Source organism: Acinetobacter rathckeae, from assembly GCF_015627125.1.
Lineage (GTDB): Bacteria > Pseudomonadota > Gammaproteobacteria > Pseudomonadales > Moraxellaceae > Acinetobacter > Acinetobacter rathckeae.
The window spans coordinates 249,627-274,054 of sequence record NZ_VTDO01000001.1 but is presented as its reverse complement, the minus strand read 5'-3'; the positions used below and the strand labels follow the sequence as shown (position 1 = coordinate 274,054).

The window sequence follows — 24,428 nt, the reverse complement described above, 5'->3', positions numbered from 1 at the left end:
ATATTGTCTACGCCTCCTAAGGCTCTCGGCTCACTTTAGTATCAAATGCTTTACGCATTAAAGTGGTGTCTGGAAGCCCTTTAATCGGATCATCTGGATAGTATCCCACATGCATGACACCTTGTTTGTACAAAGACTTTATCGTATTTGCTAATTCTTGTGATGGAATTGGCTTACTATTTTTTCTCCAGTCTACAGCTTGTAACTCAATCACTGTTTTATTCAAACCATTTGGATATTGTTTTACACGATTCACAATATCTGCATAAAATTTGTCCTTATCTTTGGCTTGTTCCATGTATGGCATGGCCATAATAGCAGTAAAATCATAACGGTTTAATGACTGCTCTAAAGATTGCGAGTACCAAGTTTCTGCATTTGGGTTCAGCACCACCTGTGCATACATATTACGTGCTGTATGTAATGCAGGTTGATACTGTCTTGCTTCTGCTGCTAATTGTAATGCAAAGTTGTCTATATATTTAGTTTTAAAGGCAGTCCACTTTTGTAAACTTTGCTCATTGTTTCTTACTGCTTCTAAGTCTGTTGAAAGTCCAGCTTTCGCATAGGCTTGCAACGCTTGTGGGCTTGCATCTTCATAATCCGACAACGTGGCATCATCATGGAATAAAATACCATCAAAGGTCGCTGACTTACCTAAATCTTGATAAATGCCTTCAATAACTTTACGTGCAGGTGCCGAAAACGGCGTTAAACGAATGTAACCCATATTTAAATGGTCACTTTTTTTAGGCTGTTGAGTTACCACTAAATCCTTAGATACTGGGTTACTTTTTGGCAATTCCCATGCCAATAGTGGCATCCATGCGTACACTCGCTGTACTTGTGTACGTGATGCGATTTGCCATGCAACACGGTTAAATAAATCTTGGCGTACAGGAATATAGCGGTTTGGGAAATACACCACATCTGCTGAACCATTCGCATCTGGATCAGAAAAAGCCTGTAAGTAAACCGTATTCACATTCATTTTTTGAATACGATCTAACAGATTACCCAAGTTACGCTCTTCTTGTGCTTCATCTTTGTCGTAGATATAGTCTAGGTCTACATGCATAATTTTTTGTGGATATGCATTATCTCCTAGATTTTTTTCTCGGTTTTCAATTTCTCGACCCAAGTCATCTAAACTCATGTCGTGTTCCACTAAAATACGATTTAAAGCACCCAAAGACTTTTTCAAATAGGCAGGGCCATCATCTAAAGTGATGGTAATTGGCATACCTAACTGTTTTGCAATACGCACAGTCTCTAAATTATAACGCCCATATGGCCAAACCATAACACGTGGCGAAGGTATACCATTGGCTTTAATCAGGTCGTTATTTTTTTTCAGGTCATCATAAATACGTTTATTGTATGCCCCATCACCTTCATACTTTTTGGTTTTTGGATCATATAGACGCGTGGTTGCTGCAGGCTCTGAGTTACCTTGCGGATTACCCAAAATACCATGGTGCAAATTAAAACTGTGGTTTGCAATTTCAACGTAGCCACTGTCACTCATTTCTTTGATTTGTGACCAAGTTAAAATTTTATTACGGGCAATTTTATCATCACCAAATTGTACTTCTTTAGTCGGTGGTACATTAACCCAAGACCCAACGATTGCCAGTACAATTGGAATTTTATTTTCTTTTACAAATGGATAGATATTGGTATAAAAAGACTCATAACCATCGTCTACCGTCAACAATACAGGTTTTTCAGGCAGAACTTCTTTGCCGTCATGCGCTCTTAAAAGCTGCGTAACAGAAATAAAATGAAAGCCGTTTTTTTGTAACCATTTGACTTGAGATTCAAAATTTTGTGTTGTCACTGCATAAAATGGAATCAGTGCATCGTTTGCTTGGTTAGTGACTTCATGGTACCCAATCACAGTTAAAGTTGTGGGTTTAATATGAGGCTTTCCTGCCGCATACACAGACGAGGTCATAGCAATACTTGTAAGACTCAGACAGCTTACAAGTACTGAACCTAGAAAACGATTAAACATATTTTTTCCGCTTATAAATTTTACATGATTGGCTGACAACACTCACAACTGACTTTTCACTGCTGATATAATCACTTGTATCGGTGTGATGCTTGACTCACTTTTGATAAATATATTCTCAAAAGTTAAACTGAATTTCAGCTTAAAAGATGCCTTAACCAGCCAAGCCATCATCTGATCAGTTGTAGGTTTAAGGTTAATTTTTGGTAAAAGTCACTTTAAATGTAAAATTAAAGCCTAATCAACCATTTAATTAAAATATAAATATATTATAAAAAGATTAACACCACCTTTCAGCATAGCGATATTTTCTCATAGTATTCTATAATATCAAAGACAACATTTGTATAAAATAAAGTGAACAATTAATCACGAATTCCTGCCGTTTTAGGCAAGTGATAGTGGCTTAAATGACTATTGTTTTTCTTTATATACACGACATGATAGCTTTTCGTGTTGTTGTAAACGGAACTTTTTTCTTTGCTCTGCCGCTTCAAAATGGCAACGTTTCCACTCGGTATCTAAGGTCAACTTTGGTACAGCTTGGGGTTTACCCTGCTCATCTACTGCGACCATAGTAAAATAACAACTATTGGTATGACGTTGTGTACGCTTACGAATGTCTTGTGCTTCTACCCTTACACCCACTTCCATTGAAGTACGCCCAACATGGTTAATTGATGCATAAAATGTCACCAGCTCACCCACATGTATAGGTTCTTTAAAGGTGACCTGATCAACTGACAACGTCACAACATAGCTACCCGAATAACGGCTTGCACATGCATATGCGACTTGGTCTAAAAGCTTTAAAATTGTACCGCCATGTACATTGCCTGAAAAATTAGCCATATCTGGGGTCATTAACACTGTCATCGTTAATTCAGACTGTTCGTCTGACGGTTTTACAGCAAGTTGATCTGAAGCAAGCATAGTAAAATCCAACACAAAACATTATTTACTACGAAATTATATACGATTTTACGCACAGAATTGATACTGCATTTGTAGATAATTGCTAATGCTGAATTATTATTGGGCAAATCCTGTAGGTATATTCTCTAGTATTAAATGTGACGGTGATAAAGGCTGATGCATTTTAGTCTCAATAACATGTTCAATAGTCGCCATTTGTGTTTGCGTAGCAATAAAACCCGCTTGTAACGTTGCCTCTCGTTCTTTGACATCAAAAATATGGGCTTTTTCTCTAATATCTGGCCGAATAACAACATCTGCAGATTTTAACTCTACTTGCGATAATCGCTGTTGCATAATATTAATATTTTGATTGAACAACCCCCACATATTGGTCGTTTGTGTATATTGTGGGGGCTGTAATATATCTACAGCAATGACAACATCTGCACCCAATTGTCGTGCGACATCTACAGGTACGGGGCTGACTAACCCACCATCCACATACTCATGGCCTGCTATTTTTACAGGGATAAACATACTTGGAATAGCCGTCGATGCCTGAATAGCCTGCCCTGTATTGCCATAATTAAAGACTTTCTTCTGTCCTGTTTGCAACTCTGTTGCCACCACAAAAAGTGGGATTTTCATGTCTTGCAATGTTCTGTTTTCAATATTTTTATTAACAAAATCTGCAACTTTCTCACCATCTAAAAACCCTTTACGCGTTAAGGTAATTTCACGTACATCATTCACTTTCATATTTAAAGCAATTTGAGTAATTTGCGTGGCTGTTTTACCGCTTGCATATAAAGCACCAACAACACTCCCTGCACTGGTACCCACAATGAGATCTGGTTTTAAACCTTGCTGTTCTAAAGCTTTCAAAACACCTATATGGGCATAGCCCCGAGCACCACCACTACCCAATACCAAAGCAACAATTGGCCGTTTCAGTTGTTGTTTTAATTGTTGGAACTGATTTAAATTTAATTTTTCTTGTGCATTTGCAACAACAAGTGGAACTTCTTGTGCCTGTACCTGTGAAAAATATGCGCACATAATTGGTATTAAAATTAAAAATAGTGTTTTCATAAACAGTAGCAAGTGCGTTGGTTACAATGTGCGTCATAGTGTACGTCTTTGTAAAATATTTTTACTGTTTTATTTCATAAAATATTCAGCAACATGATGATAAAAATACAACCAATCCATTAAAAAAACACTACACTATTAACAAAAATGTATTTCTTATGTGTACTTTTACACTTCTAAAGATAACAGCGTTATATCTTATGTGTGCTATGTAACATTATTAGATTTTCACAATCATAAGAGAGCACACCATGCATAAAATAATCACACTAGGCCTGCTAACCGCAATTACAGGAAGCACTTTTGCTGCTGACTTAGGCCCAACTCGAACAAGCTTAGGATCAATTAAAGTTGATGAAAATAAACCCTTTCGTTTAGAAGGTGATGTAGGCTATTTACTGAATAACACAAAATCTACAGATGGTACAAAATCAAAAAAATCTAACCTGACTGGCCGTATCTTATTTCAACGTCAATCAGGCATTTGGGGACAAGAAGTTTTAGCAACGGCTTTAAGCACCAATGATAATAACTCATCAAATAATATTGAGCGCTACCTTTTATCTGGAAAAGTATCTCATAGCAGTTCAAGCACGGTTTATCAGTTTGGTAAATTGACTGCTGAAAAAGACTTAAGCAGTGCTTTTGATTACCAACTCAGTGCAACTGGTGGTGTGGGTATTAATATTTTAAAAGATGAAAGACAATCTTTATCTGCTGAGGCAGGTTTAGGCTACCGCTTTAGTAAAGAGAAAGTCGCACCAAAGGATAGTACCAATGAACTGATTGGTACATTGGCTGCTTTTTATGAATACAAAATCACACCAACCGTACGTTTTAACCAAGACTTAGGTTATGACTATGGCCAAGACTCTAAAACATTCCGCTCTAGAACAGCCCTCACGACTGACCTAACGACCCATTTTTCGGCTTTTGCAAGCTACAACATTAAAGACATTCAAGCAGACCTCGGCAACAGCCGTGATTCACTTTTGTCTTTAGGTGTAACTTACAAATACTAAAAAAGATATAAAAAAAGCGGTGTAATTCATTTACACCGCTTTTTTGTTTTAGACGCTTGTACGCTCCAAGCTATTTGCACGTTGACGATGTGTCAACAAGAAATAAATATAGCCCAGTACCAAAAAGCCAATAAACACTGCCCCAATGGTCGGATTAAAATAAAACATAGAGACAAAACAAATCACCGCAATCGCTAAAGCAATCGCAGGTACAACAGGATACCCTGGTGCCATAAAAGAACGCTCTAAATCTGGTGCACTACGGCGTAATTTAAACAGGCTAAGCATGCTCATAATATACATCAGCAATGCACCAAAACACGCCATCGTCACAATAGCAGCCGTCAAACTCATGCCCTGAATTTCAATCACACTGTCACTAAAAATGGCAAGTATACCTACAACACCACCAGCAATAATAGCACGGTGTGGCGTTTGAAAGCGAGAGAGTTTAGCCAAACTTGCAGGTAAGAAACCCGCACGACCTAAAGCAAAGATTTGACGTGAGTAGCCTAAAATAATGCCATGAAAACTTGCAACCAAACCAAACAACCCAATCCAAACAAGCATGTGCATCCATGCTGAATTATGTCCAACGACTGTTTTCATCGCTTGTGGTAATGGGTCATTAATATTAGACAGTTTCGTCCAATCACCTACACCACCTGCAAACAACATCACTAAAAAGGCTAAAACCACCAAGGTTAAAATACCGCCAATATAAGCCCTTGGAATGGTTTTTTTCGGGTCTTTGGCTTCTTCTGCCGCCATTGCAGCTCCCTCAATGGCCAAGAAAAACCAAATTGCAAATGGTATAGCAGCAAAAATACCAGAAAATGCAGGTAAGCCGAAATGATCTGACCCAGCCCAGCCATTGAGTGCAAAGTTAGAAAAGCTAAAGCTTGGTTGTACTACACCAACAAATACTAACAGCTCTATGACTGCCAAAATTGTGACAACCAGCTCAAAAGTTGCTGCAATTTTTACCCCAACAATATTCAGTCCCATAAATATGATATATGCACCAACTGCTGCATACTTAGGGTTAAGGTCTGGAAACTGAACATTTAAATATGCACCAATGGCCATTGCAATAGCAGGCGGGGCAAAAACAAACTCAATGAGTGTTGCAATGCCTGCAATAAAACCACCTGTATCACCAAAGGCTTTACGACTATAAGAAAATGGCCCGCCTGCATGTGGTATGGCCGTGGTCAATTCAGTAAAACTAAAAATAAAACAGGTATACATGGTGGCAATAATTAAGGTCGTGATTAAAAAACCTAACGTACCTGCCACACCCCAACCATAACTCCAACCAAAATACTCACCCGAGATTACAAGACCAACCGCAATCCCCCATAAATGAAATACACCCAATGTAGGTTTTAATTTTTCTGTCATTGCACGCTCCTTTATTTAGCGGAAATACATGATTTTTTTAACATCAGATACTGTATAAAATTTATCATGCACTGCGTGCTGTAGAAAAACTTGACTTTAAAACGCAACATAAAGTGAGCTAGTGTCAAGTCAAGCAAATTTCATTTGGTATAGGCTTTATTTAAAGATTAATCTCATGCAGTCGAGAATACCAACATGTCACACGTCGAACAAAATGAATACCTCAGCATAGATGAACTGCAACGCATTGCCTTAGATGCATCAAAACACTATTCACAAACAAAAAATGCACAGGTAAAACTTTTATGCCAATCTGAAAATGCAACATTTATGGTCTCTACAGCGCAAGAAAAGTTTGCTCTGCGCATCCATCGCCCAAACTATCATAGTAAACAAGATATCCTTAGCGAGTTACATTGGCTACAAGCACTACAAGAAGATGGCATGTCTGTGCCTGAAGCTGTACGTAGTACCAACCATGAATATGTACTGACCCTACCAAGTACAGACGGGAGTGTACGCTATGCCGTATTGTTCAAATGGATTAATGGGGACATGCCAACCACAAGTGTTGACCCTATTGCCTTTAAGCAACTCGGAGAAATCACTGCAACCTTACATAAACACAGTAAAAAATGGCAAAAACCTGCAAATTTTCAAAGAATTATTTGGAATCATGACACGATGGTCTGTGCCAACAGCCATTGGGGAGATTGGCGTGATGCGCCTTATTTAAAAGACAGTGATCATCTCATTATTGATGAAGCCATGAGCCAAGTAAAACATTCAATGCAACAATTAGGGCAAAGTAAAGAATATTACGGCCTCATTCACGCAGACCTACGCTTAACCAATCTACTTTTGCAAGAGGGTAAAATTGGTGTGATTGATTTTGATGATTGCGGCATGGGGTGGTTCATGCATGATCTTGCAGCTGCCATTAGCTTTAATGAACACCACCAACCTGCCGAGCAATGGGTAGAACAATGGGTCAATGGCTACGAAAAAAATGCGCATATTAGCAATGAAGAGTATACCCTTATTCCAGCATTTATTATGCAACGGCGTATACAAATGCTCGCTTGGATTGGTTCACACGCCACCACAGAGATGGCTCAAAGCTTAGGAACAGATTGGACACACCACACAGTTAAACTGTGTAAAAAATATCTCAACAACCAACTCCCTGTAGGCATTTAAGTACAGATATTGCATTCAAATTGGTACACATCTTGCTTCATTTATAAAAAACAGATGAAGCATTGATGATGATGGATACACCACACCTTCGCCAAACCGCTCAGCTATTTCAACCTACGGGCAACCAAGGTGTTCTGTCTGCGGCAGCCACAGGTTTGAGTGACTTTATTTTGGAAAAAGGTGCAGATGTTGCACATGTATTTCACGTGAGTGGCATCAATACCCAACTCCTTGAAAGCCCCACATTAAGCTTACAACTCCCAAACTACTGCCAAGTTTTAGAACAAGCCGCAACACTATCTGGTTGTGATAACTTTGGGCTGTATTATGGGCAACAATTTAAGCCCAAAGCACTCGGCTTAATTGGCTATATTGCACTGTGCTCGCCAACACTTGAACATGCACTAAAAAACATGACCAGTCATTTTCACTTGCACCAAAAAGACACCCTGACTCGGTTAGTCAAACAACCTGATCACTGGCGTTTAGACTACCAAGTACAGCACGGTGCAATTTTGTCACGTCGCCAAGACGCCGAACTCACCATGGGTATGTTTATTAATGTGATTCGCAGTGTTTTAGGTCAACACTATGCCCCTAGAGCCATTCATTTTGAACATACTCGCCCCGCAGACTGCCAAGAGCACAGTAGATTATTCAATGCACCCGTGTATTTTGATCAACCTTACAATTCTATTTTAATCAGTAAAACAGATACACATATATGCATGCCGGAAAGTGATCCTATTTTACTCACGGTCATACAAGACACGCTTCGCCTGCTCAATAGCCAACCATCACAGCAGCATCTCACAGATCAAGTTCGCTCATTCATTCACCTATCCTTAAGCCAAGGCGAACCACAACTAGAGCGCACTGCACATGAGCTAAATATGTCAAGCACTTGCCTTACACGTAAACTTAAGAGCTATGGCACCACTTTTTCTGCATTGGTTGACCATGTTCGCTCTGAAGTGGCTGAACACTATATGAAACAAAACCACATGTCTATTTCTGAAATGGCATTTTTACTGGGCTACTCTGAAGTCAGTGCGTTTTCTAGAGCATTTAAGCGCTGGTTTGGTATTACACCTCGCCAATGGCGACATTAAGTTTTAAATAAACCAAAACAGTATAAATAAAATGCTTACCTTTAGCGTGAGTGATTTATAACGTCAAAAGCTTCACGCATCATGTAAACCATACACTCAAAATAAACCGTTAAAAAAAGGTATATACTAGTTCAAAACGAATGCTTTTTAATCCAGTCAAGCATATGTTGTACTGTTTGCGGTAAGTACCTTCCCATAGCATAACTGTGGTCTGCGCCTTGCATTAAAATATAACTTGAGTTCTTATAACGGTTAGCCGTTGCCTTTGCAATATTAGACACCACCACTTTATCTTCTGTACCACTGACCACCAAAACAGGGGCATCAAAATTTTGAGTATACACTTTAGATGTACGCCGAGGGTCTAAAAACCAAAAGACCATTTCTGCATATGCTCGCCCAGAATCTGCGACTAAACTTGCATAAACCTCATTTTGAATCTCTGTACTTTGTTCATTCATACAGTATTTTTTTAATACATTCTTATTGGGTAATACCGGTTTTTTCCAAAAACCCCATTGTAAAAAGTGTTTATAAAATGACAAAAACATGCTTGGGTATAATGAAAAAATCCCAGCCATAGGTGCAGGACCTAAAAGAATCAGACCTTTACAATAGCTCGGGTTTTGCGTTGCCACCAGCTGTGCAATTAAACCACCCAATGAGTGCCCCACAAGCCATACTGGTTGCTTAATTTCTACAAGTAACTGTTTAATATCTGCAACATAGTCTGCCAAACTTAAACGAGCAACAGCATTTAGCCCCTCTTGAAGGGGTAAATCATGATAACGTAAGTTTGGACAGTACACCTCAAAACCAGCATCTTTAAGTAAAGGTACACACGCCGACCAACTTTGGCTAGAAGCCCATGTACCATGAACCAATACAATGATGTCTTTATTTTCTATCATGCCCACCACCTAGTATCATTTTTTATTATTTTAAAACAAAAAACCATAAACACTAGATTTATGGTTTTAGAAACGCTTAGATTGATGTGATTGCAGAATAGCTCAGTGGTAATGAAAAGCTCATTAATACAATAGATGCCGTACGCTGTAAATTACACTGGTTTAACCAAGATACACGGTTAGACACGAGTACAGAACCAATAGAAATCCAAAAACATGCAATTGGTACAATTAAAGACAGAAATACCGAAATATGTAATGCATATGCAGATAAGCTACTCCACGCTTCATGTGGGAAAATTGCAGAAGCAAAAAGTAAACCTTTCGGGTTTAACAAGGTTGCAGCAAAAAGTGCTTTGGCTGTAATTGCAGGCTGATTTAAGTCAGTTGCAACATTTGATGTTCTCCATAGCTTAACAGCTAGGTAAAAAATATAGCTTGCACTCATGAGTTTTAATATTGCAGGTAACCAAGGTACACTGCTTGATACTGACTCAATGATCATGCCCCAAATAGAAATAGATAAAAAATAGCCAATCGCTTCAGCAGGAACAAGCTGTACCGATTTTCTAAAACCGCTATGAATACCTGCAGATGCCAACAGTGTATTGGTTGGGCCAGGTGTTAATAAAATGGTGATTACTAAACCAATAAATAACCATGTCATCATCATCACCTACTATATTAAGAATAGGCTTATTAATCACCGAGAGCCCAATGTTTGTCGAGTAAACAAATGTAAGCAAATATATATACAAACTCACACAAACCAGCAAATCAAAAAAAATATGATTTAAAAACAACATTTTAAACAAAACAAAATACAACGTTAAAAATCTTTAAAAATATTACTTCACACCTAAAACAAAGTACAAAAAACACACTAAAAATCAAACATTGCAGTGAAAATAAGTTCAAATAGAGAAACTTTGCAAGTATCTAAACAACGCCAAGACCATCACTTTAACTTTGTTAATGTTTGATCCAATGCACCAACCAACCAGTCTATATCTTGGTACTGAAATGCCAATGGTGGACGCAGTTTTAATACATTGCCATGAGGCCCTGCTACCGACGTTAAAACACGGTGTGTATTTCTCAACTCTTCAATCACATCGAGGGCAAGTGCTTGGTTTGGTGCTTTGCTCTCTCGGTCTTTGACCAACTCAAAGCCAATAAATAACCCTGCACCACGCACATCACCAATACATTCATGTTTGTGCATCAATTGAGTTAGTTCATGTTTTAGTGCAGCTCCAACTTTTTGGCTATGTAACTGTAACTCTTCTTCTTGAATCACTTTTAATACCGCTTGTGCTGCCGCCATAGATACAGGGTTACCACCAAAAGTATTAAAGTAAGGAATTTGGTCACTAAAAGCTGCTAATACATCATGCTTTGCCAACAAGCCCGATACAGGAATACCATTTCCCATCGGTTTACCTGTAGTCACAATATCAGGCACAACACCATGGCGAGCAAAGCCCCAAAATGCATCACCAGTTCGTGCAAAACCAGGCTGCACTTCATCTGCAATAAAAATACCACCATTTTTATGTACAACATCAACTGCTTTTTTCAAAAAGCCCACAGGGTTTGGCATCACACCATCAGATGAAAAAATAGAATCTGCTAAAAATCCGGCAAACTGAATACCATTGGCTTGCATATCATCAATTTGCTGTTGTATTTGAGTAGCAAACCAATCACCGACATCTTCACCACCTAAACGATAAGCGTCTGGTGCAGGCACAAGTCGAGTCGTGCTTGCCAACGGTTGGCCTGAACCTAAAGCAGGTGAACAACCTGAGGTCAGCTCACTTGTGCCATGGTATGCCTCTTGCGACACAATAATACCTGTTCCACCAGTGTACTCACGGGCAACACGTATGGCTAAATCATTCGCTTCAGAGCCTGTACACATGTACATGGCACGATTAACTTCAGAAGGCAGTGTTTTTAATAGCTCGTCGGTATAATTTAAAATATTTTCATGCAAGTAGCGGGTGTGTGTATTTAAACTTTGCATTTGCTCATGCACAGCTGCCACCACAGCAGGGTGGCAATGCCCAATACTCGCGACATTATTGTAAACATCTAAATACTTTTGCCCTGAAGCATCCCATAAGTACTGCCCTTGCCCTTTGACTAAATGCACAGGGTTTCGGTAAAACAAACGGTATGACTCACCCAAGACTTCACTACGCTTGTCAGTTAAACGACGTGTGTCTTGATCTAGTTGTGCAGCATGTTCTGCTCTAAAGCTGTTGGTGTCCATGATTGTAGATTTTGTCACCATAATATTCCCCTCAACACATGCGTTTTATGTTCATTTGATTAAAGCACAAATACAATAAAATACACAAATACTTTTTTATACACAAATCACTCGATAAAATGCGCAAACCAAACTATGCTTATGCATAGAGATTGAGGGATATTTAGAATGCTGCAACAAGAACGCTTACACCGCATACACACACTACTATTACAAGTACAACAGCTCAGCACTGAACGTATTATGCAAGAGCTTGCTATTTCTAGAGAAACTGCTCGACGCGACATGATTACGCTAGAACATACAGGTCATGCCAAACGTGTGCACGGTGGTATTATCTGTACTCAAGCTGTTGCGGAAGCACCGCTCAATGTACGTCACGGTCAAATGATTAAAGAAAAAAGAGCAATTGCCAAAGTTGCAGTACAACAACTCAGTGCAGGTCAAACTATTTTTATAGATGCTGGCAGTACCACCGCAATTTTAGCCGAAGAGTTACGAACACTTTCAGGCCTGACCATTATTACCAACGGACTACAAGTGGCCTTAAACTTAAATGCAGGCGAAGGCTCAAAGCACGAGTTAATTCTACTTGGTGGTGAAATAACAACCCAGCCACAAACACAAGGCGAACAAACCATCAGTGAAATTCAACGCTACCATGCAGATATTGCACTACTCTCACCTGCAGGTATTGACCCACATGCTGGAGCAACAAGCTACCAACCTGCTGAGGCAAATATTGCTAAGGCCATGATTCAAAATAGTCGACAGACCTTTATTTTGGCAGATGAACGAAAACTCAACCAAGTCAGCCGTATTCAGTATGCCAAAACATCTGATATAGACTTGCTTATTAGCAATCAAAATAAAGAATTTCAACTCACTGCAGAAATAGAACGCCAATTCAAACATGTGATTTGGGCTTAAAGCCAAATTTTAGACAAAAAAAGACCATGCAAAGGGTGCATGGTCTATAAAATGGTGGCTATGACGGGACTCGAACCTGTGACCCCAGCATTATGAGTGCTGTGCTCTAACCAACTGAGCTACATAGCCGAAAACGGTTTGCGCATATTATGCAATAAACCATAATCTGTCAATATTTTTTTTGAATCATTTGAAGTGAGCCTGTAAGCCGGGTTCTGTAAAAAACGATCATTCCTCTAGGCATACAATCACTCATATGCTCAAGCGACCTACCCGAGTCCAGTATGGGTCATACCTATGTGGACTCCTATTTGGTCTTGCTTCAGGTGGGGTTTACCTTGCCATGAACTGTTACCAGCCATGCGGTGCGCTCTTACCGCACCCTTTCACCCTTACCACTTTGCAGTGGCGGTCTTCTCTCTGCTGCACTTGCCGTCGGCTCACGCCGCCCAGGCGTTACCTGGCACCTTACCCGATGAAGCCCGGACTTTCCTCCCCTATTTCAGTCACGAAGACCTCCATAGCAGCGACCGTCCAGCTCACTTCGGCGCATATCCTAACAAATCTTATGCTGAATTGCTCGTGTTTTTTTCAGCAATTATTTTTTCGTACTTCGCATGCAGTTGATCATGCGTTTCTTCATGGTTTGGGTCTTTAGGAATGCAATCAACAGGACAAAATAGCTGGCATTGAGGCTGATCATAATGTCCGATACACTCTGTGCATAAATCGGGATCAATTTCATAGATCAACTCGCCCAAATAAATTGCTTCATTCGGACATACTGGCTCACACACATCGCAGTTAATACATTCATCTGTAATATAAAGTGACACGTTACCAACCCTGTTGATGTTTACGTTGAAAAGCATCGACAACCGCTTGCGGTACAAACTTAGAGACATCTCCATGTAAACGGGCAATCTCTCGTACCATAGTAGATGAAATAAATGAATATTGCTCTGACGGCGTTAAAAATACTGTTTCAAAATGTGGGTCAAGCGTTCTGTTCATATTGGCCAACTGAAACTCATACTCAAAGTCTGAAATTGCACGTAGTCCACGTAATACTGCTGTTGCATGTTGCTCTTTCACAAAATTGACCAACAGGCCATCGAATGTTACAAACTCAACCTGTGGTAAATGCGGTAAACATTGTTTTGCCAATTCAACACGCTCATCTAACGAAAAAATTGGCTTTTTATGATGCCCAGCAGCAATAGCGATCACCACCTCATCAAACATTTTAGATGCTCTGACCACTAAATCAATATGCCCATTGGTCATCGGATCAAATGTGCCTGGGTAAATAAGACGTGTTTTGGACATATTTGCCTGCTCATTGTCATTTTGTATTGGCTTATTCTAGCAAAAACTTGTTTTTTATAAAATCGGCACCATTTTTACCACATCGCACACGCAAAGACTTCACCTCACCTAAACTTTACGGCACAATAGGTGCAGATTTGGAATGAATAAATTATGGCGAAAGTAAACGTAGTTAAAAAAAATAATGGCGGCACGATTGCACAGAACAAACGTGCCCGTCATGATTATTTTATTGAAGAAAAATTTGAAGCAGGTCTTGCTTTACAGGGTTGGGAAGTCAAATCCTTACGTGCAGGTCGTATGAGCTTGGTTGAAAGCTACATCATCTTTAGAAATAATGAAGCGTTTTTATTTGGTGCTCAAATTCAGCAACTGCTTTCAGCATCTACCCATGTTGTGCCAGAAACGACTCGTACTCGCAAGCTATTACTTTCTCGCCGTCAAATTGAATTATTGATGGGTGCAGTCAATCAAAAAGGCTACTCTTGTGTACCACTTGCCTGCTACTGGAAGGGTCATTTAGTCAAACTTGAAATTGCCCTCGTAAAAGGTAAGCAATTACACGATAAGCGTAACAGCGAAAAAGACCGAGATTGGCAACGAGACAAAGCACGTTTGTTTCATAAGTAAGATTAAAAAGGGCTGATATATCAGTCCTTTTTAATATAAAGCCAATATTTACTTTAACTATTTATAAGGTATTTAAGCCCAGTTAGCGTAGTATCACAGTCTAGTAAAAGCATGCCTTTTTCTAAATCAAAAGGAATCACCCATACTTTAGGACATACCATCTTGCTAAAAGATTCATGCATATTATAGTGAAATGGTTTGAGAGCTTTATTGAAATTTAAATGTTTTGGGTAAATCAAAACAATATCTGACTGATGCCCTTGATACATATGATTATATGCAAACATCTGATAAAAATCACTCTGCGCTAAATCAAAACTCCCACCTTTCTCTTCATCAATCAGTTTCCACTTCGCATCTAGAATAAGACAATGCTGCGTAGCTTGACTATCAAAAGAATACGTCAAGGCAAGATCAGGTTTTAACTTAAAAATTTGATGTTTCACATCATTATGTGTGTAATGCGCTAAAGAGTATGTTTTAAGCTGTGAGCTAAGTATCGCTGTAGGCTCTTTATGCTGATAAATTTGTATTTCCACATATTTTTCAAACAACTTTTCCATAGGAAATAATAAACTTTTTCCGTATTGACCACCTTTTACAGCAAACGGAACTTGCTCACCTAAAATCAGCTGACACCAGTATTTTATTTTTTTGTAATGCGATGCAAGTCGATCCTCTCTCCAGTGTTTAAAATCTTGTATAACATTGGCTGAAGGTGGAATCTCTTTAAATAGTAAATGAAATCTATGAGCATCTTGCCAAACATGAGGCTGTTGAGCTTGTTTACAAATTAAATCAATGCAACGTCGAATCAATCGGTTTTCGGAACGATTTAAAGAAAAAATATCATGCCGAATACTAAACTCATGCTGTTTAGAAAGTGGCTTTCTCATTTGCACTACAGTATTAAGTTGACCTTTTAAAAAATACTGTTCCTCTTCAATACGTAGGTAATCTGAGCGTAGACCAATCCGATACAATTGATTTATTTCAAATAAGAATTGCTCAAAGATCCAGTCACTCAAAGAGACTTTAAATGTACTAATAGACGCTGTACCCACATCTCTTTGTGGTAATTTAAGTACCTGCGTCAGCATACGAATTAAAATTTTTCGAGCATCTTCTGCACGAGTAACACAATTTTCGTGTTTAGGTAAAATTTCAATTTCTGTACCACACTGTGTTTGAATAACACCTACAAAATTCTGAATACAAAGCTCTGTCGGTGTTTTTCCCAGCTGTAAAAATGACTGGCCCTGCATAGACAGTGAATTATTTAATTGGTACAAATATTCAAAAACATCTTTTGATATTTCTGCTTTATCTATCGTGTTATTAGATGCTGTTGGCTGATCAACAGCAATCAAGCGAGCATACTCGCGAACGGTAATACTTTTCATACTATAAATACTGCTTTAGCACATCAAATAGAAAATGAAAGTAGAAAAGACTGATTACTTTCGCAAAATCTTTATCAAATTTTTACAAACATTACATATCTTGGTATATCTCAATATATTGGTTTGCTTGCCCCAAGGCATCTTTATTAATTTGCCATACCTCACGTGCGACATCTATATCACGATGACGGAATAATTTTGAGACTTGATCAGCATCATATTTTTTTTCTACCATTTGATTATGATTTAAAACGACTACAATTTTTTGCCAATCATCAAAGAAATACTCCTGCAATAGAGGAAGAATTTTTTGTAGGAATATTTCTCCTAATACAGACATATATGGTTTTTCTTCCAACGGCATAAAATATGCCTGACCAATACAGTGCTGTAAATCGAGTAAAATTTCTATGCGCTGATTTAATCGCTCTAACAACGTTTTAATATTTATACCCTCAACATAGACACCCTCCAAAGGGGTCAAGTCAGGTTTCATTTCTATAAAGTTAAAGCGACGGCGTAATGCTAAATCTAAGCCTGTTAATGAATGATCTGAGCTATTCATTGTACCTAAAATATATAAGTTATTTGGCACACTCAAAGGCTCTTTTGAATAAGGTAAAATTGTACTGAGTGCTTCTGTATTATCTTGTCCTGAACGTTTTGATTCATCAATTAAAGTAATTAACTCACCAAAAATTCGAGAGATATTTCCACGGTTAATCTCATCAATGATCATGACATAGCGTGATGGTAGTACAATCTTTTTCTCTGGCTGTTGTATGTGAATGCCATATACATCTGGGCGTAAAAACTGTGCTATTGCCCACTGATAGCTTGTTCCATCATTAATTGTTTCAATATTTAATGATTTTAAATAATCTTTGATATATTTCTTTGATAAAGGTACAGATGTTTCCCTTGATGTCAATGCCTCTAAGTTGCCTTTTAAATTAGCACGTACACCAAATGATTTACCTGTCTTCGTCTTAAGCTCAATCTCTTGTTCTTGTGCTTTTTTGACAAAAGCATCAATCACCCGATCTATTTTTTTATCCAAATCAGACTCATCACTCAATGAAACTGCATGACCATCATCAATTGCATCACGTATATATTTTGCAATCGTCCATGTATACGTATCTTGATAAGTCATATGATCAGATGGATTATTGACATAGTTTTTTATGGCATTTTTTGTAATAATTTTTGTATTACCCTGTGAATTTCTCACTTCTAATTGATCATTTCCATCACCATTAATAAAAATAGCCACTCCAGTTTTGCTGTTCAGCTTAACCTCTTCAATCTGTGATTTTTCAATCAACTCATCAATCGCTTGATCTATTTTTTCATCCCTTGAAATAGACGAGCCTAAAGAGGATAAATGTTCAACTGCTCTACAATCATGATTTTCACTTGCTGTTTGACAAAGCCGTTTAAATACGCCTGACTCGACTTCATAGTGAATTTGACCATCTTTTGTTGATGCACGAATTCCTTCAATAAAGTCCTCATAACTAAAACTTTGGTGAAATGTAACAAATTTGATCTGACCATTGTCTACATAGCCATCAAATGCTTGCTTTAATGCAACACGATTATCTTGGTTTAACCTGTAAAATTCAGGGTCAACAATCTCTACAGCATGATTGACTGTATGATAGGTTTTTCCTGTTCCTGCAGGGCCAAATAAAATTTGATTTAATGGTGTTGTATTTGTCATGTATGTTTCTAAACCTGCAATATCGTCATAAGCCTGTAAAGGAGAGTCCAAATAATCTATTGGATATCTACCACTGCCCTCTAAATTCATTTCATACTGCAAGGCATATTGTTTTAATTTAGATAGCCAATCAGTAACTTCCTGTCCCGTAACAACACTCGGTATAAGCGTCAGAGAAAAATTGGCATCATAATGACCAATATATTCAGCTAGAGCAGAGATCACTCCTAATTTAAACGTTAACTTATTATTTTCATGATTTCCTAAATGACTAACCAATAAAAAATCTTGCACTCTACTCGTTATTGTTTTTTTTCGACCAAAGCCTAAATAACCATATTTACCACTACCTGCATGATAAATATCAATTTTAGGGAATACCGTACGTATACTTTGTATAACCTGATAAAAAGACTCTACTTGAGCATAATCTAAGTGTTTTAGAAAAAGTTGAATACGATCTATATTAAACTGGTTCTTTAAATCACTGTCTAGTTCTAATAAATGAGCCATATACTCATTAGTTAGGTGACCCTCTGTATTTAGATCAATACTAGCCTTGATGCAATCGGCTTCAATAATAGGCTTTAAGTAACCTAAACATACATCTATATTTTTTTCATCCAGAAATACATCGCCATCACCATTAAATGTAAATAAATGGTCAATATCGACTGTATCTTGGCTCAGGTAACCTAAAAGACGTTGTTTAGAAATATTTACTTTAATAAAATTTTCATCAGTATCATTATAAGTATCGAAAAAAAACTGCGTGGCTTGTTGATCTGTGAGCTTTTTTATACCTACTCGAATATACCTAATACTGCTTTGGCTATCTTTAGAAAAAAGCGATGTATAAATATCTAGATATGGAAAAGCTTTTTTTATTTTAAAAAGCATATTCCAATTACTTTCAGCATCACGCTCTAAACGTGTATATTTCCCATCAAAACTTGCTTTAAACCTTTCAAAATCTTGCGTATTTATCATAAGTATTATTCATCTGTTAATGGCTTGATATAAATATTATCGACGTTATAAATAAGATATCATAGTTAAAATGCAACTTCGATCTGATCTATTCCAATTATTTCAAATACTTACATATGTATGTCTTTATTTTTAGCCCAAAAAAGCAAACGTTGCCATACGCCCTGTCTTGGCATCACGGCGGTAAGAAAAGTAATCTTTAGACTGACTATAAGTACATGCATCACCACCCGAAACATGCAGCACACCATATTGTGCCAAAATAAATCGAGCAATCGCATATAAATCGGCCAAATACTTACCTGCTTTATCAGACGCTTGAAATGCAAACTCTACAGCATAGCGTTCACAAAAAGTGGCTTTAACTTCTGCCCCTACTTCAAAACACGGTTGGCTAATACATGCACCCAACCAAGCCCAACTTGGCTTGGTATGCATACTCGTAATGGTTTGCTCAATCATACCACTGGCTAGACCACGCCAACCTGCATGTAAAGTGGCCACTTCAGAGCCAAGCTCATCGCCCAATACAATCGGCAAACAATCGGCCGTCATCATCATCAGTGCATGGCCTTTTTGCTGAGTAACTAAACCATCACCATTCAAAGGTGAAAAATACACTTCATTTTCAATACGATGACAAATTGTACTATGCGTTTGCGCCAACCAACTGAGTTTATATACACCATAGTGTTTTAACTCATTGAGCAATGTCATACGGTGCGTATGTACACGCTGTGGATCATCGCCCACATGTAATGCTAGATTAAAACCATTTAAACTTGGTTGATCTGTTGCTAGAGTTGCCGAATGCATAACATTCGTCTGTCCAACATATACCCCTTTCGGTAATCCTGTGACAAAATGCATTCGGCAATCCTCTATATTATTCAACAACAACCATTAATAGGCTTTATTTTCTTCGCGTAAAACATCAACAAGTGTTTTAAAGTCATCCGCCCACGGTGCTTCAAACAACATTTCTTCTCGTGTTCTTGGGTGAATTAGACCCAATTTAGCCGCATGCAGTGCTTGACGGCGAAAACCTCGCAAAGTCTCTGCTAAACGCTCAGATGCACCTGCTGGCACACGCACACGATTCATATACACAGGGTCACCGAGCAGTCCAAAACCAATGTAGCTAAAGTGAACACGAATTTGGTGCGTACGTCCCGTTTCTAACTGTGCTTGTACACGTGTAAAATGTTGAAAACGCTCTTTCACATTATAATGCGTCACTGCATCACGCCCACCGGGCAACACAGTCATTTTAATACGGTCTACAGGGTGGCGTTTAATGGGTTCATCAATCGTACCACCTGCAATGACATTGCCATACACGATCAGATCATAGACACGATACACTGTCTTTTTAGCCAGCTGTTGTGACAATGAAAATTGTGCTTCAAGCGTTTTTGCAACCACCAACAGACCTGAAGTATCTTTATCAATACGGTGTACAAGCCCTGCACGAGATAACTCCACAGACTTAGGCACATGATGCAAAATTGCATTAACCAACGTGCCTGTTGGATTACCTGCACCTGGGTGAACCACCATACCTACAGGCTTATCAATCACTAAAATATCATCATCTTCATAAATAATATTTAAAGGAATATTTTCAGGCTGACAATAGGTTTGTGGCTCTAAATCAACCTCTAAGGTTAATTTTTCTGTACCTTCACAGCGGGTTTTAGGCTTTACTTTGTTGCCATTCAGTAACAGATAACCATCATTCATCCATTGTTTCAGCTTCTCTCGTGAGAAGTCTGCCCAAATGGTTGCTGCAACTTGGTCTACACGTAGACCTGCATACTGTTCGTCCAACTGAACCTGCAACGATAAATGTGTTGCAGTGGTCGCAGAAGTATGATTATCTGCTGCGTCAGTCTCTTCAAGTAAGTTAAAATCTGTTTCTGTCAGATTAGAATGAGAATATTTTGTCAAAGTCATTTGGCTCATTAGAACAATTAATGGTTTAATAGTGCCATTGTAGCTCATTGCCCGTATTAACTGAGGAATTTTTATGTCGCTACCACGTTATAAAGTTACGATGCTTGCGCTTTCTTTAGGCGTTGCTTGTACATTTGTGGGCTGTAGCAGTAATCCATCAAAAAAAGAAACTGCCGATCTTGGACCAAAAGCAACCGAAGAAACCTACTTCAGTGCTGCTCAAACTGCTTTAGATAAAGGTCAATACAACGAGGCGGCAAAAAATCTGCAATCGATTGATACTTACTATCCTACAGGCCAACGCATTGCACAAACTCAGCTTGAACTGATTTATGTCAAGTTTCAACAAAAAGATTTTCCTGCCGTCATTACTGCAGCAGATCGTTTTATTCGTTCAAACCCTGAAAGCCCTAACCTAGACTATGCATACTATGCAAAAGGTGTGGCTAACATGGAAGAGAACTACGACGGTATTATTCGCTATACCTCGTTAAAACAATCTCACCGTGATGTCGGTTACTTAAAAGTGGCTTACCAAAACTTCGTAGAGTTCATTCAACGCTACCCTTCAAGCCAATATGCAGTTGATGCAGCTGAGCGTATGAAGTTTATTGGGCAAGAAATTGCTGAACACGAAATGGAAGCTGCCCGCTTTAATATTAAACGTCAAGCATGGGTTGCAGCGATTGAACGTGGTCAGTGGGTCGTAGAACACTTCCCTGAAACACCACAAGTACCAGAAGCATTAGCCACAATTGCTTACGGCTATACAGCACTTGGCGATAAAGCGACTGCTCAACAATATATTGATGTGCTCAAGCTTAACTATCCAAACCTTGTACAAGCCAATGGTACTGTAAACTTAAAAGCAGCACGCCATGAAGGCAGTTTCTTCAACCGTGCCACACTTGGTATTTTTGGTCGTGGTGAGCAAAATACGCAAACCAAGTCACAGCAAAATACTGAATCACGTAGCTTAACCAATAAACTCAGCTTTGGTTTATTAGACCGTCCGCATGTTGAAGCACCAACGGTACAACCTCAACCAAAAGTACAAGATAAACCAGCAGAATCACGCAGTTGGTTAAACCGCTTGTCATTTGGTATGCTCGACAAAGACCACTCATAAAATTGTAAGATAAAATGAAGGCGGGCAATGCTCGCCTTTTTTTATTCTATTTACTTTTGCTACACTGTAACCACACATCCACCTTTTGAGTACATGATTCATGGCCATTCCACAACAGACCATCGACCATATTTTAGACAGAGTCGACCTTGTCGAGTTGATTGGCCAACGTGTGAAACTCAAAAAAACAGGGCGAACGTATTCAGGGTGTTGCCCTTTTCACCAAGAAAAAAGCCCCTCTTTTCACGTTTATCAAGACAAACAGTACTATCACTGCTTTGGTTGCCAAGCCAATGGTAATGCGATTCGTTTTTTAATGGACATCGACAGTCGTAACTTTATTGATGTCATGAAAGACTTATCCAACCAAACAGGCATAGAACTCCCCAAAGACAATACAGACCAGAAAAAACTCAGCTATAAGAAAACCAATACACCAGCACAGGTCGTACCAGACAGTACCAAACCCACAGAAGAACATGTTACTTTTCAGCCAGAGCATGACCCGTTTGCCATGTTCTCAGAACAATACGACTTTGACCACTCAGAGCCATTTATAGCACCAGATATTGTCGAAGAAGGTAACTTATACGACCTACTCGAAAATGTGGCACAGTTTTATCAACAACAACTCAAACACAGCACGACAGCACAGCAATACTTTAAGCAACGTGGTTTAAGCCAAAGTACGATAGATGATTGGCGTTTGGGCTATGCACCTGAAGACTGGCAACACCTAGACAAAGCCTTTGCAGCAGACATTGAAGGCTTAAAAAAAGTTGGGCTGATTCGTACCAGTGACAATGGTCGAGATTTCAACCTACTGCGTGAACGTGTCATTTTTCCTATTCGAGATGTCAAAGGCCGTATTGTCGGTTTTGGTGGTCGAGCACTCAACAATGACATCAAGCCTAAATATATCAACTCGCCAGACTCAGAGATTTTTCATAAGAACCAACTACTGTATGGCCTATACGAAGGCTCAAAAAACAAAGCCAAAGACTGGCTTATGGTCGAAGGCTATATGGATGTTATTTCACTGAGTCAAGCAGGCATTCATGGTGGCGTAGCAACACTCGGTACAGCAAGTAACACAGAACATTTAAATATTTTATTTAAGCGTAACCCTCGATTAACCATTGCCTTTGATGGTGACCAAGCAGGGCAAAAAGCCGCCCGTAGAACACTAGAAATTGCTTTACCACTTTTAGAAGATGGTAGAGAGTTAAAATTCTTTATTCTACCCAATGACCATGACCCAGACTCACTCATACAACGAGAAGGTGTAGAGCATTTTAAGTCGCTGTGGCAAACTGCCCCATTACTGTCAGATTTCTTATTTGTACTACTTACACAGGGTGAAAATATTACCCACCCAGAGGGGAAAAGCCATGTCATGGGAGAGCTTAAAAACCTCACCAACATGCTACCTCCCAAGGGCTCGTATCGTTACCTACTCGCTCAAGCTTTTCGAGAAAAGTTAGGCTTAGGACGACGCTTTACCCCAAATAACAATAACGATGCGTCTCTGTCTTTTAATATTCAGACCAAAGATAAAGACTTTGCCATTGCACTACTGATTAGTCAGCCATTTTTATATAAAGAGTTTGAGCAACTACGCGCCTATATACCGCAAGAAGACCTGCTCGGTTATATACTCAACACACTAGACAAGGTGTTTGACCACTTACCTGAAGATCCAGATGCCGCTGTATACTACTTACTCGGAGCAACCACAGCGGTATCACATGAAGTTACGACAATCTTAAAAACAACCAATATCTTTAATTTAATTGAATCACCTGAAAAGGCTTTAAACTTGGCTAAAGAATATTCGCTTAGCCTACAAGAAGACTACTTAAAGCAGAAAATGAAACGACCGAACTCACTTGCAGAGTCACAGCACTTACGCTTAAAGCTCAATGAGCTGACCAAACAAATTAGCCTCAAACTCATTCAATAAAAATGGGCAGCCTAAGCTGCCCATCACATACATCATTAAAACTTAGTGAAAGAAACGGTTACATTGACTACGTACAAACTGCTGTACGTGTACACGTTTCTCATGCAAAGACTCTTTTTGTTTTTGTTGTAACTCTTCGAACTCACCATCAAACACACCAATAGATGGAAGGTGAATCTTCATATTTTCAGGAAAATTTTGCTTAAATGTCCCCGCTTTTTCATTGAGCTTAATCAAAGCCAAACGCTGATAAGCACGGCCATGACGAACCCACGGTGCATGAGACACTTGTTGTAATAGCTGACTTAACTCTTTATTTTTCATTGTCATCACCTCAACTCAATCGCAACTTTAGTAGCCCTAAGCAGTTTCATTTACACCCATATGTAACCTGCTTATTGGCGAGTAATTCATCTAC

21 protein-coding genes, 1 tRNA gene and 1 other RNA gene are annotated in these 24,428 nt (G+C 38.8%); 7 read left to right on the top strand and 16 right to left on the bottom strand.

The window, feature by feature from the left end; genetic code table 11:
* Window positions 1-16 precede the first annotated feature (16 nt).
* From pgaB to I2F31_RS01270, 3 genes are all read right to left on the bottom strand, one after another.
* Window positions 17-2,017 (bottom strand): poly-beta-1,6-N-acetyl-D-glucosamine N-deacetylase PgaB, encoded by a 2,001-nt coding sequence (gene pgaB, locus I2F31_RS01280; protein ID WP_195768121.1) that lies wholly within the window; start codon window positions 2,015-2,017, stop codon window positions 17-19.
* 414 nt (window positions 2,018-2,431) lie between these two features.
* On the bottom strand, window positions 2,432-2,950 hold the full coding sequence (locus I2F31_RS01275) for an acyl-CoA thioesterase (RefSeq protein ID WP_195768122.1): 519 nt from the start codon (window positions 2,948-2,950) through the stop codon (window positions 2,432-2,434).
* A 99-nt stretch (window positions 2,951-3,049) separates the two neighbouring features.
* The gene (locus I2F31_RS01270; protein ID WP_407647853.1) at window positions 3,050-3,994 is read right to left on the bottom strand and encodes a patatin-like phospholipase family protein; all 945 of its coding nucleotides are present in this window, start codon (window positions 3,992-3,994) and stop codon (window positions 3,050-3,052) included.
* 284 nt (window positions 3,995-4,278) lie between these two features.
* On the opposite strand from I2F31_RS01270, the gene I2F31_RS01265 reads away from it, so the two are divergent.
* Window positions 4,279-5,049 carry a DUF481 domain-containing protein gene (locus I2F31_RS01265; RefSeq protein ID WP_195768124.1) on the top strand — a complete coding sequence of 257 codons (771 nt, stop codon included), beginning with the start codon at window positions 4,279-4,281 and terminating at the stop codon, window positions 5,047-5,049.
* 48 nt (window positions 5,050-5,097) lie between these two features.
* Here the strand turns inward: I2F31_RS01265 and eat are convergent, their stop codons facing one another.
* Window positions 5,098-6,453: an ethanolamine permease gene (eat, locus tag I2F31_RS01260; protein ID WP_195768125.1), complete on the bottom strand. Its 1,356-nt coding sequence runs from the start codon at window positions 6,451-6,453 to the stop codon at window positions 5,098-5,100.
* A 195-nt stretch (window positions 6,454-6,648) separates the two neighbouring features.
* On the opposite strand from eat, the gene I2F31_RS01255 reads away from it, so the two are divergent.
* Together I2F31_RS01255 and qhpR are read left to right on the top strand one after the other, a co-directional pair.
* Window positions 6,649-7,653, top strand: coding sequence for a phosphotransferase enzyme family protein (locus I2F31_RS01255; RefSeq protein WP_195768126.1), 1,005 nt, complete (start codon window positions 6,649-6,651; stop codon window positions 7,651-7,653).
* 65 nt (window positions 7,654-7,718) lie between these two features.
* Window positions 7,719-8,765, top strand: a complete 1,047-nt coding sequence (qhpR, locus tag I2F31_RS01250; protein ID WP_407647844.1) for an AraC-like transcriptional regulator QhpR — start codon at window positions 7,719-7,721, stop codon at window positions 8,763-8,765.
* A 131-nt stretch (window positions 8,766-8,896) separates the two neighbouring features.
* On the opposite strand, the gene I2F31_RS01245 is transcribed toward qhpR, so the two are convergent.
* The 3 genes from I2F31_RS01245 to I2F31_RS01235 all read right to left on the bottom strand — a co-directional run bounded on the left by I2F31_RS01245 (window position 8,897) and on the right by I2F31_RS01235 (window position 11,975).
* Window positions 8,897-9,676: an alpha/beta hydrolase gene (locus I2F31_RS01245; protein ID WP_195768127.1), complete on the bottom strand. Its 780-nt coding sequence runs from the start codon at window positions 9,674-9,676 to the stop codon at window positions 8,897-8,899.
* A 76-nt stretch (window positions 9,677-9,752) separates the two neighbouring features.
* Window positions 9,753-10,346 carry a LysE family translocator gene (locus tag I2F31_RS01240; RefSeq protein ID WP_195768128.1) on the bottom strand — a complete coding sequence of 198 codons (594 nt, stop codon included), beginning with the start codon at window positions 10,344-10,346 and terminating at the stop codon, window positions 9,753-9,755.
* Window positions 10,347-10,634: 288 nt separating this feature from the next.
* Window positions 10,635-11,975: an aspartate aminotransferase family protein gene (locus I2F31_RS01235; protein WP_195768129.1), complete on the bottom strand. Its 1,341-nt coding sequence runs from the start codon at window positions 11,973-11,975 to the stop codon at window positions 10,635-10,637.
* Window positions 11,976-12,122: 147 nt separating this feature from the next.
* Between I2F31_RS01235 and I2F31_RS01230 the strand changes: the two genes are divergently transcribed.
* Window positions 12,123-12,884 carry a DeoR/GlpR family DNA-binding transcription regulator gene (locus I2F31_RS01230; RefSeq protein WP_195768130.1) on the top strand — a complete coding sequence of 254 codons (762 nt, stop codon included), beginning with the start codon at window positions 12,123-12,125 and terminating at the stop codon, window positions 12,882-12,884.
* A gap of 52 nt (window positions 12,885-12,936) precedes the next feature.
* On the opposite strand, the gene I2F31_RS01225 is transcribed toward I2F31_RS01230, so the two are convergent.
* The 4 genes from I2F31_RS01225 to coaD form a co-directional block, all read right to left on the bottom strand.
* Window positions 12,937-13,013: transfer RNA gene (locus I2F31_RS01225), tRNA-Met, on the bottom strand.
* Window positions 13,014-13,072: 59 nt separating this feature from the next.
* Window positions 13,073-13,430: RNase P RNA component class A (gene rnpB / locus I2F31_RS01220), an RNA gene on the bottom strand.
* Window positions 13,431-13,450: 20 nt separating this feature from the next.
* A complete protein-coding gene (locus I2F31_RS01215) occupies window positions 13,451-13,720 on the bottom strand; it encodes a YfhL family 4Fe-4S dicluster ferredoxin (RefSeq protein WP_195768131.1) in 270 nt (89 codons plus the stop codon).
* A 1-nt stretch (window position 13,721) separates the two neighbouring features.
* Entirely contained in the window at window positions 13,722-14,213 is a 492-nt protein-coding gene (gene coaD, locus I2F31_RS01210; protein ID WP_195768132.1) for a pantetheine-phosphate adenylyltransferase, read from the bottom strand.
* Window positions 14,214-14,366: 153 nt separating this feature from the next.
* On the opposite strand from coaD, the gene smpB reads away from it, so the two are divergent.
* Window positions 14,367-14,843 carry an SsrA-binding protein SmpB gene (gene smpB, locus I2F31_RS01205; RefSeq protein ID WP_195768133.1) on the top strand — a complete coding sequence of 159 codons (477 nt, stop codon included), beginning with the start codon at window positions 14,367-14,369 and terminating at the stop codon, window positions 14,841-14,843.
* Between the two features lie 53 nt (window positions 14,844-14,896).
* On the opposite strand, the gene I2F31_RS01200 is transcribed toward smpB, so the two are convergent.
* From I2F31_RS01200 to rluD, 4 genes are all read right to left on the bottom strand, one after another.
* Complete coding sequence (locus I2F31_RS01200; protein ID WP_195773306.1) at window positions 14,897-16,246, bottom strand: McrC family protein; 1,350 nt, start codon at window positions 16,244-16,246, stop codon at window positions 14,897-14,899.
* 91 nt (window positions 16,247-16,337) lie between these two features.
* Complete coding sequence (locus I2F31_RS13280; RefSeq protein WP_228285883.1) at window positions 16,338-18,962, bottom strand: AAA family ATPase; 2,625 nt, start codon at window positions 18,960-18,962, stop codon at window positions 16,338-16,340.
* A 132-nt stretch (window positions 18,963-19,094) separates the two neighbouring features.
* Window positions 19,095-19,832: a peptidoglycan editing factor PgeF gene (gene pgeF / locus I2F31_RS01190; protein ID WP_195768135.1), complete on the bottom strand. Its 738-nt coding sequence runs from the start codon at window positions 19,830-19,832 to the stop codon at window positions 19,095-19,097.
* A gap of 33 nt (window positions 19,833-19,865) precedes the next feature.
* The gene (rluD, locus tag I2F31_RS01185) at window positions 19,866-20,918 is read right to left on the bottom strand and encodes a 23S rRNA pseudouridine(1911/1915/1917) synthase RluD (RefSeq protein ID WP_195768136.1); all 1,053 of its coding nucleotides are present in this window, start codon (window positions 20,916-20,918) and stop codon (window positions 19,866-19,868) included.
* Between the two features lie 73 nt (window positions 20,919-20,991).
* On the opposite strand from rluD, the gene I2F31_RS01180 reads away from it, so the two are divergent.
* On the top strand, window positions 20,992-22,047 hold the full coding sequence (locus I2F31_RS01180) for an outer membrane protein assembly factor BamD (protein ID WP_195768137.1): 1,056 nt from the start codon (window positions 20,992-20,994) through the stop codon (window positions 22,045-22,047).
* 100 nt (window positions 22,048-22,147) lie between these two features.
* Window positions 22,148-24,010, top strand: a complete 1,863-nt coding sequence (locus tag I2F31_RS01175) for a DNA primase (RefSeq protein WP_195768138.1) — start codon at window positions 22,148-22,150, stop codon at window positions 24,008-24,010.
* Between the two features lie 42 nt (window positions 24,011-24,052).
* Here I2F31_RS01175 and I2F31_RS01170 read toward each other — a convergent pair whose 3' ends face one another.
* Window positions 24,053-24,334 (bottom strand): hypothetical protein, encoded by a 282-nt coding sequence (locus I2F31_RS01170; RefSeq protein WP_195768139.1) that lies wholly within the window; start codon window positions 24,332-24,334, stop codon window positions 24,053-24,055.
* Window positions 24,335-24,428: the final 94 nt, after the last annotated feature.

Bases quoted from the DNA above. Each gene is read 5' to 3' on its own strand.
- pgaB (WP_195768121.1), bottom strand. From the start codon at position 2,017: ATGTTTAATCGTTTTCTAGGTTCAGTACTTGTAAGCTGTCTGAGTCTT.
- I2F31_RS01275 (WP_195768122.1), bottom strand. From the start codon at position 2,950: ATGCTTGCTTCAGATCAACTTGCTGTAAAACCGTCAGACGAACAGTCT.
- I2F31_RS01270 (WP_407647853.1), bottom strand. From the start codon at position 3,994: ATGTGCGCATATTTTTCACAGGTACAGGCACAAGAAGTTCCACTTGTT.
- I2F31_RS01265 (WP_195768124.1), top strand. From the start codon at position 4,279: ATGCATAAAATAATCACACTAGGCCTGCTAACCGCAATTACAGGAAGC.
- eat (WP_195768125.1), bottom strand. From the start codon at position 6,453: ATGACAGAAAAATTAAAACCTACATTGGGTGTATTTCATTTATGGGGG.
- I2F31_RS01255 (WP_195768126.1), top strand. From the start codon at position 6,649: ATGTCACACGTCGAACAAAATGAATACCTCAGCATAGATGAACTGCAA.
- qhpR (WP_407647844.1), top strand. From the start codon at position 7,719: ATGATGATGGATACACCACACCTTCGCCAAACCGCTCAGCTATTTCAA.
- I2F31_RS01245 (WP_195768127.1), bottom strand. From the start codon at position 9,676: ATGATAGAAAATAAAGACATCATTGTATTGGTTCATGGTACATGGGCT.
- I2F31_RS01240 (WP_195768128.1), bottom strand. From the start codon at position 10,346: ATGATGACATGGTTATTTATTGGTTTAGTAATCACCATTTTATTAACA.
- I2F31_RS01235 (WP_195768129.1), bottom strand. From the start codon at position 11,975: ATGGTGACAAAATCTACAATCATGGACACCAACAGCTTTAGAGCAGAA.
- I2F31_RS01230 (WP_195768130.1), top strand. From the start codon at position 12,123: ATGCTGCAACAAGAACGCTTACACCGCATACACACACTACTATTACAA.
- coaD (WP_195768132.1), bottom strand. From the start codon at position 14,213: ATGTCCAAAACACGTCTTATTTACCCAGGCACATTTGATCCGATGACC.
- smpB (WP_195768133.1), top strand. From the start codon at position 14,367: ATGGCGAAAGTAAACGTAGTTAAAAAAAATAATGGCGGCACGATTGCA.
- I2F31_RS01200 (WP_195773306.1), bottom strand. From the start codon at position 16,246: ATGAAAAGTATTACCGTTCGCGAGTATGCTCGCTTGATTGCTGTTGAT.
- I2F31_RS13280 (WP_228285883.1), bottom strand. From the start codon at position 18,962: ATGATAAATACGCAAGATTTTGAAAGGTTTAAAGCAAGTTTTGATGGG.
- pgeF (WP_195768135.1), bottom strand. From the start codon at position 19,832: ATGCATTTTGTCACAGGATTACCGAAAGGGGTATATGTTGGACAGACG.
- rluD (WP_195768136.1), bottom strand. From the start codon at position 20,918: ATGACTTTGACAAAATATTCTCATTCTAATCTGACAGAAACAGATTTT.
- I2F31_RS01180 (WP_195768137.1), top strand. From the start codon at position 20,992: ATGTCGCTACCACGTTATAAAGTTACGATGCTTGCGCTTTCTTTAGGC.
- I2F31_RS01175 (WP_195768138.1), top strand. From the start codon at position 22,148: ATGGCCATTCCACAACAGACCATCGACCATATTTTAGACAGAGTCGAC.
- I2F31_RS01170 (WP_195768139.1), bottom strand. From the start codon at position 24,334: ATGAAAAATAAAGAGTTAAGTCAGCTATTACAACAAGTGTCTCATGCA.